Here is a 14,482-nt window from a genome sequence, read left to right as displayed (position 1 = left end):
CTAACTTAGACCAAGTTACTTAAAACTTTTGCTACTGTATCTTTCATCTCTTCTCTTTTTGTTATTATATCAAGCATTCCGTGTTTTAATAAAAATTCACTTGTTTGGAATCCTTTTGGAAGTTTTTGTTTTATTGTTTGTTCTATAACCCTTTGTCCAGCAAAACCTATTAATGCTTTTGGCTCAGTTATTATAACGTCACCAAGCATAGCAAAAGATGCTGTAACTCCTCCTGTTGTAGGATTTACAGGGATAGAAATATATGGTATTCCAGCTTTTTTAAGTCTGTGAACTGCTGCTGATGTTTTCGCCATCTGCATAAGAGAAACTATTCCTTCATACATTCTAGCTCCTCCAGAACTTGATACTACAATAGCTGGTATTCTTTTTTCTAACGCTCTTTCTAAAGCTCTTGTTATTTTTTCTCCAACAACTGAACCCATACTTCCACCAAGGAAATCAAAGTCCATTACAGCTATACTTACTTCGATGCCTTTTATTTTTCCTATTCCAGAAACAACAGCCTCATTTATACCTGTTTTTCCCTCTGCTTTTTCAACTTTTGTCTTGTACCCCTCAAATCCTAAAAAGTCTTCTGTTTGAAGATTTGCATCTTCTTCTACAAATGTTCCACCATCAATAAGTAAGTCTATTCTTTCTCTAGCACTCATTCTATAATAATGACCACAGTTTGGACATCTGTATAGGTTTCTTCCGATATCTTTCTTTAAAACTATCTCCCCACATTCTGGGCATTTTTCCCAAAGATCAGAAGGCTCTTCAGTGATACCAGTATTTTTCTTATCTTCCTCAAGCATTCTGTTTTCATCGACTTCGTCTTTTACTGTTAAAGTTGCATATTTTTTCTTTCTTAGAGAAAAAAATCTCATTTTCTCCCTCCTTTAAAATTTATTTTTTATTTAGTTATTCACTTTTTTAATACAATTTTCAGAAAAATCTCCCTCCCGAAAATTAGCTCCTAAGATTTTATTTTATAAAATTTTTCTAAAAATTTCAATAATAATTTGCAATAATTTTTAATTTGCTATAAAATAATAGTATAAAAATTTTGTAAAATTCATCTTATAATGTTAGATATAATTTTTATGTCTTTTGTTTAAATTACATAAAAAAAATAATATTATAATATCTTGGAGGGTGATACAATGAAAAAAATAATGTTCGCAATATTAGCTACTACAATGATCGGGTGTTCTGGGCTTCCTAGCTTACCTACTAGCCAAAAACAACCTTCTATTGCAGAGGAAAAAATCGCTAATACAGTAGATGTTACTAGAGAAATTTACGGAATCGGTAAAGCTAGAATCTCTTCAGCTGGACCTTTCGTTACTGAAGAAAGAGCTAGAGAACAAGCTCTTAATGATCTGAAATCTAAAATGAACCAAAAAATAGATGGTTACTTCCAACAACAATTAGCTCTTGTTGACACTTATTCAAAAAGAATATATACTGGTTCTCTAAAAGAATTAAGAGATTACACTGCTAATATCGCAATAGGAAATGTAACTGAAAAAGCATCTTTTGTTAATGATGGAATGCTATATATTATAGTTACAGCATCTTTAGAAGATATATTCAAACAATCTAAATATACTTTCGTTGAATATACTAGCGACCTATTAAAAAGATTAGAAACTATCAAAACTAATGTAAATGCTATGGAATATATTCAACCTATCGAACCAATGAACACTGCTCCTGTAGCTAAAGGAGAGGAAAAATTAGTTGAAGATGAAGAAGAACTACTTGTTAAATAATGGAATTAAGTTTTTTATTTTATCATCTCTTTTATTTCAAGGGGCTTGTACTAGCCTAAATACAACTTCTTCTGAAAATCCTTATAGACTTTCCACTGTTACTGCTAGCGGAACTGGAGAGATTATCGACCTTTCTTTGAGTAAAGATAGTATAAGAAGAGTTTTTCCTATCTCTCGTGGAAAAATAAATGGAGTATATAGGGAGTTTTATTCTACTGGTATTATTAAAGAAGAGATTTGCTTTGTAAAAGGTCAAAAATATGGAATTGCTAAAAAATTCTATGAAGATGGTACTCTTAAATTAGAGGGAAACTTTATAAAAAATCAACCTTTTGGAGATTTTAAATACTACTATTCTGATGGAAAACTAGCAAGAATCGAAAATTACTCTTTAGGAGTTTTTCAAGGAGAGTACAAAGAGTTCTATGAAAATGGAAATCTTAGATATTCAGTAAACTATGAAAATGGATACAAAACTGGAAAATGTACTTCTTATTATGATAATGGAAAATTAAAAGAAGAGGGCAATTATTTACAAGGAAAAAGAGTTGGTATCTGGAAAACTTATGATGAAAATGGAAAACTTATTTTTTCCGAAGACTATAAAGATAAAGGTTTTATAAGACCTGAAGAAAGATAAAAAATACTACACCTAAAGTCTTATTTGAGATTTTAGGTGTATTTTCTTTTTTATTATGTTATACTTTAATTGTAAATTTTGTTTTTTATTTTCCATAAAATGGTTAGGTCTATTTATAAAATGGTTAGGTCTATTTAGATTTTATAAAAAATTTTTTTATAAAACCTTATTTTTAAATATTATACAACAATAAATTAAACTTTATAAAAATGGTTAGGTATAAAAAAAATGGTTAGGTCTATTTATAAAATAGTTAGGTTAAAAAAGGAGGAAGAATAAAATGGAACATTCAAAAATAAATCCTTTAATAGATATTGAATATATCAAAACAAAAGCAGAAAATAAATACTTTGACGTTAAATCATCTAAAATAAAAGCCAGTGATTTGGCTCCTCATTTTTCCGCTTTTGCCAATGCTGAGGGTGGGGTTATAATAGTTGGAGTAAGTGATAAAAAAAGAGAATTTGAAGGAATGAAGAGTCTACCTCACGATAAATATAATGATATCATCTCTTCTCCTAAAGAGTGTTGTTCTCCTATGCCTAATTATAAATTAGAAATATTGACCTTTGAAAATAAAAATGGAGAAATTGATGAAATATTCTTATTTCATATAGAAGCTGAAACTGAAAGAATAATTAGAACAAAAAATGGCACTACTTATCTAAGAATAGGTGATAGAAGTAAAGAGTTAAAAGGTGAAGATTTAATTAATTTAGAATATTCTAAAAACACAAGACGTTACGAGGATGAATTAAATAAAGAAGCCACATTAGAAGATTTAGATTTAGAACTTTTAAAAGAATATAAAGAAAAAATATCTGCTTTAAATTTATCTGATGAACAAGTTTTAAAAGCTAGAGGTTTTCTTAAAGAAAAAGATAATAAAAAATATTTAACTAACGGAGCTATTCTACTATTTTCTAAAAATGTAACTGAATTTTATCCAAATTGTAGAGTTAGATTTTTAAGATATGATGGAAATTCTATGCAGGTTGGAGAAAGAATTAATATTATAAAAGATATAAATATAGAAGATTCTTTGTTAAAAATAATTCCAAAAACTAGAGAGGTGATTTCTTTACAATTAAGAGATTTTATGAGCTTAAATAAAGAAACTGGCAAATTTTTAGTCGTTCCTGAATATCCTGAATTTGCTTGGTTAGAAGGAATAGTTAATGCAATAACTCATAGAGAATATTCTTTTCAAGGAAACTATATAATGGTTGCAATGTTTAATGATAGACTTGAAATTACAAGTCCTGGAAAACTTCCTAATATTGTTACTTTAGAAAATATAAAAGAAACTAGATACTCGAGAAATCCTAGAATAGCCAGAGTTTTAACAGAATTTGGCTGGGTAAGAGAACTTAACGAAGGGGTTAAAAGAATATACGAAGATATGAAAATATTTTTCTTAGATGAACCGCAGTATTCTGAACCTAATAATAGTGTAAAATTAATTTTAAAAAATAATATCATTATGAGAAAATTAAGACAAAGTGATAAATTAGAAAGTTCTATTGGAGAAGAAGCTTGGTCTAAATTAGATTCTACAGACAAAAAAATTATTTTATATATTGCTAATAGAGGACAAGCAAATAGAAAAGAACTAGAAAAAGAAATCAATAAATCAGCAACAACAATTAATAGAAGAATAAAAAATTTAATTGAAAAAGGATTAATTATAAGAATTGGAGATAAAAGTGATCCTAAGCACCATTTAGAATTAAAAATCAAATAATTTTAAACTTTATTAAAAAAGCCATACCTAAAATTTTGAAAATTCCAAAATAAAAAGGTAAGCTTTTTTATTTTATATATCCTAGATTATTATTTTATAAAAAAACATATTTTTCTCAATAAAATAACACTCGTGATTTATGTTTTTTCTATATTTTCTACTTTTTTAAATTTTTTATTAACAAATAAAATTTTTCCAACAAACAACAAAAAAATAATTACTATTGCAATATTATAAGATAAATTTGTCTGTTTCTCATAATAGACTTGTGAAGTTCCTATCTCAGGAAATGGAACAGGATCGATTAAAATTCCATTTGCAAGAGCAATCCCTTTTATATTCAAAAGGTATAAAACTGGTTTGTTGTCCTCTAAAAACTTTCCAACTAATCCACCCTTTACATTTAGATTTTTTTCTTTATTTAATAAAACTTTTGTATTTATTACTATATCAGCATTTTTTCCAAGAGATAAAAGATTTCCTCCCACATTCACAAAAGCTCCTATTTTTCCACCACTTTTTTCTTGATAATATCTGTACCTTTCCTCTATATTTTTATCAAGTTCTTCCTCATAGAAAAATTTTAGCCCATATTCTTGATTTTTATCTTTTATTCTCTCTTTTGTACTTTCCTCAAATTCTTTTCCAATATCATTTATTCCACCAAACGAAAAAGATTCACTTCTATTTTTTATAAGCCCTTTTTTATAAAGATGATTTTCCATATCGAGATAATCAAATTCTTCTAAATTTCCACCATAATTAGAAGAACCAACACTATTTATTAAAACTCCCTTTAGTTTTAATGTATCAAGAGCTGAAATAAGAGCAAGATTAAGAGCTGGAAAAGAGCTTGACATATTGGCAACTACCACATCTCCCTCTTTTAATTTTAGTTCTTTAAGATTTTTTACTATAAGAGCTGAAAAATCTGGATTTATACTTGTTCTTTTAGCCTCTTCATTTCCCAAAGTAGTAGATATTCCACTCCACTCTTCTCCCATAAGACCAGTAAGATTTTTATCTATATTTTTATCAATGAAAATTCCTCTTCTTATTTTTTCAGCTTTTATTTCATTAGTTAATTTTTCCATATTTTTAGCTGATAAAACCATCTCATTATAAAATTTATTTTTTACTTTTATATCTCTATTCTTTAAACCATAATGTATAAAAATTAAAATCAAGCTACAAAGTACCAATAAAATTAAATCTTTTTTTGTTCTCAATATAATCCACCTACCTCATATACAATCTCTACAACAGCTTTTATAAAAGTAGATAACATCAACAATGAAAATATACTTTTTATCATTCCATTCCTTTCAATATCTCTAGCCATTATGGCTGGAATGATTACCCCTATAATATTTCCTCCAAGAATAAAAATATCATATCCTTCTAAAAAGATATTAAATTGTTTTAACACCTCTCTCATTAAAAATCCAACCAAAACATATACTGTAAATTTTCTTCTACCATAAAGAATTGTTCTATCTGAAATAACTTTTACAATAAAATATGTTATTATACCAGAAAGTATTGTTACTATCACTCTTTTAGGATTATCCATATAAAAAGCTAAATAAGCTGGTACTATAAGCCCTCCTGGAGATATTTCAGTTATTTCATAAAAAATTATACTTATTATAATCCCCAGTATAATTATTTCATTAACCATCTACAACCTCCCCCTTTTTCTCTATATATTCCACTAAACTTTTTCCATATCCACAAATATTGCCAACTGCCACTATTAAAATATCTTCATCAATTTTATCAAAATAATTTTTATCTTCTAATATTTCAATTTTATCTTTTGAAATATTTTCTTTAGTAATATATTTATAAAACAAATCTTTACTCTCTCCAGAAACAATTATTTTATCAAATCTCTCTTCCATTTTTTTAGCAAATTTTATATACTGTTCCCAACGACTAACCCTATCTTTTCTGTTATTAATCAATAAATATTTCCTATTTTTGAAATAATCTTTTTTTGAAATATTTTCTAAAATTATTTCAGTTGAATTTGGATCATTAGCAGCCATAGCATTAACAAAATATATTTTTTTGTCCATTTGATTTTTATAACAAAGAGTCTTTAAACAACCAGGATCTTTATAATAGTTTCTCATTCTTTCTAAAGCTTTTTTTTCATCAACTCCAGCATATTTACAAACTGCTAAAGCCACTGCCACATTACTTGGAAAATCAATTTCCCTATATTCTTCTTTTTCTTCTGCCAAAAAAACTTTTGTTCCTTTTTTATTTCCTATCTCTCTAAAAAAATCTACATATTTTTTATCACTTGTAAATAAGACTCCATTAGTAGGCATCGTATTGCTTAAAGACTTAGCTATCTCATCTAGACTTTCCCCCATTTCATCAAGATGGTCTTCTCTTACATTAGTGATTACACAAATATCAGCTTTTAATATTTTATTTTCACAGATATTTTGAAGTTCTGGATTTACTGCCATACATTCCAAAACTAACACTTCTGCATTTTCTCTGTCAGCCCATTTTATAGCCTTTATCTGCTCCCTTATATTTGCCTTTCCCTTTCTTAAAATCTCTTTTTCCTCTCCAAAAGTATCTATAATTCTTGGAGAAGTTCCAGTGATTTTAGTAAAAACTTTATATCCTCTAGCTCTCATTCCAGCGTCAATCAATCTAGAAGTTGTAGATTTTCCTCTTATTCCATTTATGTGAATCACATATTTCAATTTTTTTCTTCTTTTTTCAGTCATCATTTTTTCATAAAAAAGATAACCAAAATACATACTTATTAAAATTAAAATAAATTTTTCCATAAATTCCTCCCATAAAAAATTTACTAACACAAATATTTTACATCTTTTTTATAATATTTTCTATATGTTTTATAAAAAAGCTGTTGCGAACTTTTAATAGTTTTTCTGCAACAGCTTATTTTATTATTCTATTTTACTTCTTTTAAATAGTGTCCTATTCCATTTTCCATTAAGTCAGCATAGATTGGTACACCTTCAACTATCATTTCTTTATCAGGTTCATTTTCTCCCATAACAGTGATAAATTGCATAATTCCTGAAAGATGTCTTCCTACTCTTTCTTCTAATGGATGTCCATTTTCATCATAAGGAACATATAATCTTCCAAGTTTTGCAGCTTCAACATATCTTGGGTCTTTTCCTGTTAAAACTAGATTAGCATCAGTTTTTCCTCTAAGTCTTCCTTGAGAGGCATTAGCAGATTCCATAAGAACTGCATAAGTATCTGTGTAGTCTCCTAACTCTCTATGAGTTAATCCTCTTAAACTTACTGGAGATGGTTCCAAACTTATTGCTATATCTTCAAATTCTAAATTCATAGCCACTTGTGAAGCGATTCCCATTGCTCTTTCGTGAGAAACAATAGCATTGATAACTGGATATTCTGGAGATGCTTCGTGTAAATCTATTGTTAAATTAATATCATTTTGTCTTATCATTTCAGTGATAGCATAAGCCACTTTTTCTGTATAAGTTCCGTCTGGTCTTCCAGGATAAGCTCTATTTATATTTCTTGTTTCACTTCCTGATAGATTTTGTCCAGAAGCTGCGTGTACATAAACATCTGGATCTGGCCATTGATCTAAAGGATTTGTTGCTCTTGAACCAAATCTAAACCATCTTTCTCCAAAAGGAGTTTTTATTGTATATCTTTGTGGAGAACCTTCTTGTGGGTCGTTATGAGTAAGTCCACTTCCATTTGTTCTTGGAAGTACATATAAAGTTCCTTTTTTAACTTTAGCATTTTCTACTAAAAGTGTTGCACCTATAAGTCCTGACGGCTCATTTCCGTGAGTTCCTCCAAGAACTAAAGTGCTTCCTCCTGGTTCTTCTCCTTTAAATATATAGACATCACTATCCCCAGATGTTCCTTTTAGCGACGGTAAATAATCACTTAATTTTTGTACAGATGTTACTCCCTCTCCTTTTACAATAGGTTCTGGCTCTCTCATTTTAAGAAATTCTTTTCCTGCAGTAAATGCAATTGCTAAAGAGAGAAAAATTATAGCTATTCCTGTTTTTTTATTTCCTTCCATTTTTATTTCCCCCTTATTTTATTCTTAATATTCTTAAAAGTAATGGTATTATTACTAATGCAGCATTCAATTGTTTTGGTATATTTTTTTCAGTTAGTAAGTTTAGCACAACTAATACTAAAACGTATAAAATTATTGCTAAATATATATACATCATCATTTTTATCCACCTCTTTTTTTATAAAAAACTAAAATATAATACTTCCTAATTTGTTAGATAATAATATTATAACTATTGAATATAATATCACTACTATTCCGGGAACCAAAGATTTTTTCAAAACAGGTGTATATTTATCCATTCCAACTATCTGAGCAGCAAATATTCCAGCTAATGCTGTTGGAGGCATCAAATCTCCTAAAGCTGCTATAAAAGATATTGCTGATCCTGTTATAATTTGGTTGTATGATAGGAAAGCCATTAAGAAAGGAACTCCTAGTACAGACGCTGCACCATATGATGATACTGCACCAAATAAAGGTATTGTTATTGCCATAGCTACAAATAGCATAGCTGATGGAAGACTTAAACTATTTACAACAATGTATCCTCTGACACCTGTTAAAGTCATAGTTTGAATAAACATTCCTACACCCATTAATATTCCTAATACTGGTAAACATTGATTTATCGCTTCTTTTGATACTGTTACAAGATTAACTTTCTTTCCACAGAATAATCCAATTACTGTACCTATCATAAATATTAATGGCATTCCTAATCCAAATACTCTTGGGAAAACTTTATCAACTATCATTAATATAACTACTGCTATTACTGGAATATATAGTTTAAATCCATACTCAGTTACAGCTGTTTGGTCAATCTCTTTTTCTACCTTGTCATAATCTATAGTTTTAACATATTTTAATCCTAAATATAAAACTGAGAATATAGCAACTGGTATTGTTAAAATAAGAAGTGGAATAGTAAATCCTACATATGGCATATCAATTCCTCCACCTATTATCATAGCTGGAACGTTTACTGGAGGTGCTATCATTCCACAAAGTCCACCAATAGCGATTATTGTAGCAGCTTCTGTTATAGGAATTCCTATTAACATTAAAATTGGTGCTACTATGCTTCCTGCTGTTAAAACAGATGCTGTTGATGATCCTGTTATCATTCCTGGGAACATAGATATAAACATTAAAATTATTAACAATATAGCTGGTGTTTTATGAAACTTTTTAAGCATTGAAGCACTCAAAGCATTTAAAGTTCCAATTTCTTGGACTACCTTCATAAAAACCATTGCTGTTGCAATAACCAAAATAGTATCTATATACCCGAAACACCCCTCTACTAAATGTCTTACTGGTATTCCGTTTCCAGATACAATCATAGCTGAAATCGATGCTAAAACCATCGCAATACTTACTGGTAATTTTAGTACAAAGCAAGATGCCATAAATACAATTACCATAGTTAAAAATAGTATAAGTTCTATTGACATATAACTTTCCCCCTTTTTTTATTATTTTTTTGTTTTATTTTTATTTTTTTTATATTATTTTAGTATAATTCGGTTGTTAACTACCTACTATAAATATACCATATTTTTTATTGTTGTAAATCTTTAACTTTTATTTCTCTTTTTTCTCTTTTTTCTCTCTTTAGAAAAATAGCAACCCCAGTTTTAAAACTGAGATTGCCATTTCATAACTTTCACCAAGATTAATTATTATTCAAAAGCTTTTTTTAGTGGTTCTAAAGCTCCTGTTATTTTTTCTACTGTGTCCATTGGTATTTTATTTTCTTCTGCTATCTTTGTAAATGCTCCGTCTTTATTTCCTTCTGATACTACAATTAGATAGTCTGAATGTGGAGCTGCTGCGTTTACGAATTTATCTGATAATTCTCCTCTTCTTGCTGCTCCTCCTATATGCATTCCTATTATTTTTACTCCTTGAGCTTTAGCTTCTTTTATTAACTTTTCTGTTCTTGCTATCTCATCTTCAGCTTTTATTCCTGCTGCTCCTAGACCTTTTGAACTTCCTCCTATTGCTAGTATTAAAGTTTTTTCTCCTTTTAATCCTTCTGCTGTTACTGATTTGTCAAAGTTTGCTTCTATTTGACCTTTCTTTAATAATGCTTTTACCATTTGTACATCTGCACTTTGTCCTACTGATGTCAATAGTATTGGTTTATCAAAGTTTGCCGCTAAAGCTGCTGCTGTTGATAATAAAAATGTTGATAGTAATAATAATTTTTTCATTCTTTAATGCCTCCTAAACTTTTACTAGAATCCTAGTGCTTTTCCGTCTCTTCTTGGGTCTGCTCCACCTTCTAATAGACCATCTTCTCTATATAGTACACCTTGAACTGAACCCATTCCTCTGTCCCAATCCTCAGTTGTTACAACTTTATGTCCCATTTTCTCTAGTTTCTTAACTGTTTTTTCAGAAACTCTTGATTCAACATTAATTACATCAGATGTATTATCATAAAGTCTTGGAGCATCGATAGCTTCTTGCATTCCCATTCCGTGGTCAATTACTCTACTGATTACTTGAGAAACTGTACTTATTATTTTAGTTGCTCCTGGAGAACCTAAAACCATAAATGGTTTTCCGTCTTTAAGAACTATTGTTGGTGACATTGAGCTAAGAGGAGTTTTCCCTGGCATAACTGAGTTTGGATGTCCAGCTCCTGTTACAAAGTCGTCCATTTCATTATTTAAAACAAATCCATATCCATCTACAACTACACTGTTTCCAAATAATCCATTAACTGTTTTTGTAATAGAAACCATATTTCCTTCTTTGTCAGCTATTGAGTAGTGAGTTGTATCTTCTGATTCATATTGCCAAGGGTCGTGAGCTTTACTTGGTTTAGATTGTTTCATATCTATATATTTAGAAACTTCTTTAGCATAATCTTTTGATACAAATCCTTTCATAGGAACTGGAATATAGTCGCTATCTCCCATATATTTTGCTCTATCAGCATAAGCTAATTTATATGCTTCAGAGAATAGATGTAAATATTCTGGAGAGTTAACTTCCATTTCTCCTACGTTAAAGTTTTCTAAGATATTTAATATTTCAATTACTATTGCTCCACCAGAACTTGGAGATGGAGAAGAAATTATTTCATAACCTCTATAATTTCCTACAACTGGTTTTCTAATAATAGGTTTATAGTTTGCTAAATCTTCCATTGTAAATAATCCATCGTGTTTATTTAAAGATTTAACTATAGCTTTTCCTACTTCACCTTTATAGAATCCATCTTTACCTTTTTCTATTATTATTTCTAAAGTTTTTGCCATATCTGGATTAGTAAATTTTTCTCCAACTTCATATGGGAATCCATCATTTAAAAATACTTTTCCAGTTTCTGGATATTTTTCCATCATATCAAATTGATTTTTCATATCTCCTGATAATGTAGGAGTTACATAAAATCCATTTCTTGCTAAATTAACTGAAGGTCTGATTACTTCCTCTCTTGACATTGTTCCATATTTTTCAAGGGCATATAAAAGTCCTGCAACTTCACCAGGGATACCTGCTGCTTTTCCTCCCTCTTTCTTTTGATTTCCTACTACTTTTCCATCTTTGTCAACTTTCCACATCTCTGCAGTTGCTTTTTTAGGAGCTCTTTCTCTAAAGTCTATAAATATAGTTTCACCTGTTTTGGCGATTCTGATTGTCATAAATCCTCCACCACCAAGTCCAGATGAGTTAGGTTCACATACTCCTAAAGCAAATCCAGCAGCTACTGCAGCGTCAATAGCATTTCCACCTTTTTTAATTATATCAAGTCCTATTTTACTTGCTTCAAATTTACTTGTAGAAACAATTCCTACTTTTCCATAAGCTCCCCTATCTTCCCTTATCATTTCTCCTTGAGCATCATAAGGTCTCCAATCCTTTACCTCTTTTACAACAAAATTTTGAGGATTAACAACATCTTTTTTAGATGATCCACTACAAGCTGTTAAACTTAATGCAAATGATGCTATAACAGCTGCGAAAAAAAGTCTTTTTTTCATAAACTTACCCCCTTTATGTTTTATTTAAAATTTAAAAGATTATTTTTAATATTTTTTGTTCTCTTACTAATAAGTATACTACATTTTTTTGTTTTGTAAATTTATTTTTATTTTTTCTCTTTTTTCTCTTTTTTCTCTCAAGAATATTTTTTATTTTTTTGCAATTATTTCATTTTTTAGTTATAATATTAGATAGAATAATTATTTTTAAGTATTTTGGGGCTATTTATGGAAAATTTAAATAAATTTTTTGAAATAAAACTTAATAAAAAAGAATCTATTTGGGGAATCATTATGGTGGCTTTTAGTATTATCTTACCAAATTTTTTGCTACCTTACATATTCAATATCTATAAGTATTTTAATAAAATTGTAGATTTATGGAGTATTGAATATCTTATCTATTCTGCTTTTTATCTAGTTTTTTTTAATACTCTTACTCTGTTCCCAATTTTTTTGTCTGTATTTTTACTAATGGATTCAACTGAGATAGAACTAAATAAAAAACAGAATTATTTTCTTAAAATTTTATTTGGATTTTTCTTGATTCAAATAATATATCTTTTAGTTTATAAATATTATTATGATATGGATTATTATTTTGGAAAAGTGGCTATTCTTGAAATGATATATATATCTATCCACTCCAATCAAAGATTTAAAAATATTAGTTTATTTAAAAGAAATATGGTATTATTTTTAATCTTTATAGGAATACAGTGGCTCGAGATCACTAAATATTTCTCCTTTTTAGAATATGCAAATACTGGTGAAATATTTTTTGATTTAAAAGCTATGGCTGATCTTTTAGATGCCTCTTTTTTATTAGATTTTATAGGATTTTGTCTTTTCATTATATTTTTTATTTTCTCTATAACTTTGCTCTTATTATTTCTTGATCAAGAGAAAACAAAAAATATCTACGAAAATGAAAAACAGATAAATCAGACTCTTTCAGAATTAGCCATACAAGAAACTGAAAATAGATATTTAAAAGAGATTCAATATTTAGTACACGATTTAAAAACTCCTCTTTTTTCAATAGGAACTCTTGTAGAGATTCTTAATATGGACGAAGAAAATCCTAGAAAATTAGATTATTTCAAAAGAATTGATGCCTCTTTAGATAGATGTAATATTATGATTTCAGAAATTTTAAGAGATTCTACTAAAAATGCTTTAAAGTTACAAAAGGTTTTTGATTTTATTTTCTCTTATCTTTCTACTCATAACTCAATAAACTATATAAAATTTAAAAATTATTGTCCTAACATAAAACTTAAAGTAAATAAGATAGTTTTTTCAAGAGCTATAATAAATTTGATAATAAACTCTTATGAGGCTATTGGAAATAAAAAAGATGGAGTAATAAATATTGTTGTTAAAAGTTACTCTTCTTCTGTTTTAATTATTGTTGAAGATAATGGAATTGGAATGGATAAATTTCAGATGAAAAATATTTTTAATAAAGGATATTCCACTAAGAGTTCATCTGGAATTGGATTAAATTTTGTAAAAAAAGTTCTTGAAGAACATAAAAGTAAAGTCTTTGTAAAAAGTAAAAAAAATTATGGAACTAAATTTTTTATAGTTCTTGGAAAGGAGAGTATTAAAAATGAAAAATAAGATTTTAATTATAGATGATTCAGAAGAGATACTTTTTGCCATCTCTGAATTTTTTAAAATAAAAGATTGGGATACTCTTGTAGCTCATAATGTAGAAGAGGGATTAAAAATAATAAATTCTGATAATAATATAGATATCATTATTATTGATTACCATCTTCCTTATATAAATGGAATTCTAGGAGTAAAACTTATTCGTCAAATTAACAAAGATGTTCCTATTATTGCTCTCACTATTGAGGGAGAGGAAAAAGTAGCTGAACAATTCTTTGAAGTTGGAGCAAATGATTTTGCTATTAAGCCAATAAAAGTTTTGGATCTTTATTCAAGAGTTAATGTACATCTAAAAACTAATGAAAAATCAAAAGAAAAATTAAATTTTGATTATAGAAAAGGAATCAACCAAAACACTATTATTCTGATAAAAGAAAAAATGGAAAATCTTGATAGATATATAACTATTGAAGAGATTTCTGAAATCACTGGACTAGCTCCTAAAACAGTCAATAAATATATGAATTATCTTGTTGAATGTGAAAAAATTCATATGAAGATAATCTATGGAAAAATTGGAAGACCAAAAAATAAATATTTATGGAAATAAAACTATAAAAGAGC

The 14,482-nt window shown here is 28.3% G+C and carries 14 protein-coding genes; 5 read left to right on the top strand and 9 right to left on the bottom strand.

Translation table 11 applies throughout. The features are described 5' to 3' along the window. Window positions 1-5: 5 nt before the first annotated feature. The gene (accD, locus tag I6E15_RS05345) at window positions 6-890 is read right to left on the bottom strand and encodes an acetyl-CoA carboxylase, carboxyltransferase subunit beta (protein WP_235246309.1); all 885 of its coding nucleotides are present in this window, start codon (window positions 888-890) and stop codon (window positions 6-8) included. Window positions 891-1,166: 276 nt separating this feature from the next. Between accD and I6E15_RS05340 the strand changes: the two genes are divergently transcribed. The 3 genes from I6E15_RS05340 (at window position 1,167) to I6E15_RS05330 (ending at window position 4,162) form a co-directional block, all read left to right on the top strand. Continuing rightward, the gene (locus tag I6E15_RS05340; protein ID WP_177160075.1) at window positions 1,167-1,778 is read left to right on the top strand and encodes a hypothetical protein; all 612 of its coding nucleotides are present in this window, start codon (window positions 1,167-1,169) and stop codon (window positions 1,776-1,778) included. Then, window positions 1,753-2,418, top strand: coding sequence for a toxin-antitoxin system YwqK family antitoxin (locus tag I6E15_RS05335; protein WP_235246440.1), 666 nt, complete (start codon window positions 1,753-1,755; stop codon window positions 2,416-2,418). Before I6E15_RS05340 ends, I6E15_RS05335 begins: the two co-directional genes overlap by 26 nt. Before the next feature lie 280 nt (window positions 2,419-2,698). Then, a complete protein-coding gene (locus I6E15_RS05330) occupies window positions 2,699-4,162 on the top strand; it encodes an ATP-binding protein (protein WP_235246299.1) in 1,464 nt (487 codons plus the stop codon). A gap of 137 nt (window positions 4,163-4,299) precedes the next feature. Here the strand turns inward: I6E15_RS05330 and pgsW are convergent, their stop codons facing one another. From pgsW to ggt, 8 genes are all read right to left on the bottom strand, one after another. Continuing rightward, a complete protein-coding gene (gene pgsW, locus I6E15_RS05325; RefSeq protein ID WP_235246285.1) occupies window positions 4,300-5,391 on the bottom strand; it encodes a poly-gamma-glutamate system protein in 1,092 nt (363 codons plus the stop codon). Next, the gene (pgsC, locus tag I6E15_RS05320; RefSeq protein WP_235246272.1) at window positions 5,388-5,843 is read right to left on the bottom strand and encodes a poly-gamma-glutamate biosynthesis protein PgsC; all 456 of its coding nucleotides are present in this window, start codon (window positions 5,841-5,843) and stop codon (window positions 5,388-5,390) included. Before pgsC ends, pgsW begins: the two co-directional genes overlap by 4 nt. Continuing rightward, window positions 5,836-6,978: a poly-gamma-glutamate synthase PgsB gene (pgsB, locus tag I6E15_RS05315; protein ID WP_235246264.1), complete on the bottom strand. Its 1,143-nt coding sequence runs from the start codon at window positions 6,976-6,978 to the stop codon at window positions 5,836-5,838. Before pgsB ends, pgsC begins: the two co-directional genes overlap by 8 nt. A gap of 128 nt (window positions 6,979-7,106) precedes the next feature. Next, a complete protein-coding gene (locus I6E15_RS05310; RefSeq protein ID WP_235246251.1) occupies window positions 7,107-8,234 on the bottom strand; it encodes a succinylglutamate desuccinylase in 1,128 nt (375 codons plus the stop codon). Window positions 8,235-8,247: 13 nt separating this feature from the next. Further along, window positions 8,248-8,394 carry a hypothetical protein gene (locus I6E15_RS05305; protein WP_235246243.1) on the bottom strand — a complete coding sequence of 49 codons (147 nt, stop codon included), beginning with the start codon at window positions 8,392-8,394 and terminating at the stop codon, window positions 8,248-8,250. A 28-nt stretch (window positions 8,395-8,422) separates the two neighbouring features. After that, complete coding sequence (locus I6E15_RS05300; protein ID WP_235246241.1) at window positions 8,423-9,694, bottom strand: TRAP transporter large permease subunit; 1,272 nt, start codon at window positions 9,692-9,694, stop codon at window positions 8,423-8,425. 228 nt (window positions 9,695-9,922) lie between these two features. Next, on the bottom strand, window positions 9,923-10,456 hold the full coding sequence (locus I6E15_RS05295; protein ID WP_235246228.1) for a DUF6305 family protein: 534 nt from the start codon (window positions 10,454-10,456) through the stop codon (window positions 9,923-9,925). A gap of 24 nt (window positions 10,457-10,480) precedes the next feature. Continuing rightward, window positions 10,481-12,238, bottom strand: a complete 1,758-nt coding sequence (ggt, locus tag I6E15_RS05290) for a gamma-glutamyltransferase (protein WP_235246221.1) — start codon at window positions 12,236-12,238, stop codon at window positions 10,481-10,483. Between the two features lie 228 nt (window positions 12,239-12,466). On the opposite strand from ggt, the gene I6E15_RS05285 reads away from it, so the two are divergent. Together I6E15_RS05285 and I6E15_RS05280 are read left to right on the top strand one after the other, a co-directional pair. Further along, on the top strand, window positions 12,467-13,864 hold the full coding sequence (locus tag I6E15_RS05285; RefSeq protein ID WP_235246214.1) for a sensor histidine kinase: 1,398 nt from the start codon (window positions 12,467-12,469) through the stop codon (window positions 13,862-13,864). Next, window positions 13,854-14,468, top strand: coding sequence for a response regulator transcription factor (locus I6E15_RS05280; RefSeq protein ID WP_235246207.1), 615 nt, complete (start codon window positions 13,854-13,856; stop codon window positions 14,466-14,468). Before I6E15_RS05285 ends, I6E15_RS05280 begins: the two co-directional genes overlap by 11 nt. Window positions 14,469-14,482 lie beyond the last annotated feature (14 nt).

Source organism: Fusobacterium perfoetens, from assembly GCF_021531475.1.
Lineage (GTDB): Bacteria > Fusobacteriota > Fusobacteriia > Fusobacteriales > Fusobacteriaceae > Fusobacterium_B.
Note: the sequence above shows the minus strand (reverse complement) of the source record. Positions and strands in the feature narration are given on the sequence as shown.

Coding starts and splice junctions, on each gene's coding strand:
- pgsB (WP_235246264.1), bottom strand. CDS start 6,978: ATGGAAAAATTTATTTTAATTTTAATAAGTATGTATTTTGGTTATCTT.
- ggt (WP_235246221.1), bottom strand. CDS start 12,238: ATGAAAAAAAGACTTTTTTTCGCAGCTGTTATAGCATCATTTGCATTA.
- I6E15_RS05340 (WP_177160075.1), top strand. CDS start 1,167: ATGAAAAAAATAATGTTCGCAATATTAGCTACTACAATGATCGGGTGT.
- I6E15_RS05330 (WP_235246299.1), top strand. CDS start 2,699: ATGGAACATTCAAAAATAAATCCTTTAATAGATATTGAATATATCAAA.
- I6E15_RS05295 (WP_235246228.1), bottom strand. CDS start 10,456: ATGAAAAAATTATTATTACTATCAACATTTTTATTATCAACAGCAGCA.
- I6E15_RS05285 (WP_235246214.1), top strand. CDS start 12,467: ATGGAAAATTTAAATAAATTTTTTGAAATAAAACTTAATAAAAAAGAA.
- I6E15_RS05280 (WP_235246207.1), top strand. CDS start 13,854: ATGAAAAATAAGATTTTAATTATAGATGATTCAGAAGAGATACTTTTT.
- I6E15_RS05300 (WP_235246241.1), bottom strand. CDS start 9,694: ATGTCAATAGAACTTATACTATTTTTAACTATGGTAATTGTATTTATG.
- I6E15_RS05305 (WP_235246243.1), bottom strand. CDS start 8,394: ATGATGATGTATATATATTTAGCAATAATTTTATACGTTTTAGTATTA.
- I6E15_RS05335 (WP_235246440.1), top strand. CDS start 1,753: ATGAAGAAGAACTACTTGTTAAATAATGGAATTAAGTTTTTTATTTTA.
- I6E15_RS05310 (WP_235246251.1), bottom strand. CDS start 8,234: ATGGAAGGAAATAAAAAAACAGGAATAGCTATAATTTTTCTCTCTTTA.
- accD (WP_235246309.1), bottom strand. CDS start 890: ATGAGATTTTTTTCTCTAAGAAAGAAAAAATATGCAACTTTAACAGTA.
- pgsC (WP_235246272.1), bottom strand. CDS start 5,843: ATGGTTAATGAAATAATTATACTGGGGATTATAATAAGTATAATTTTT.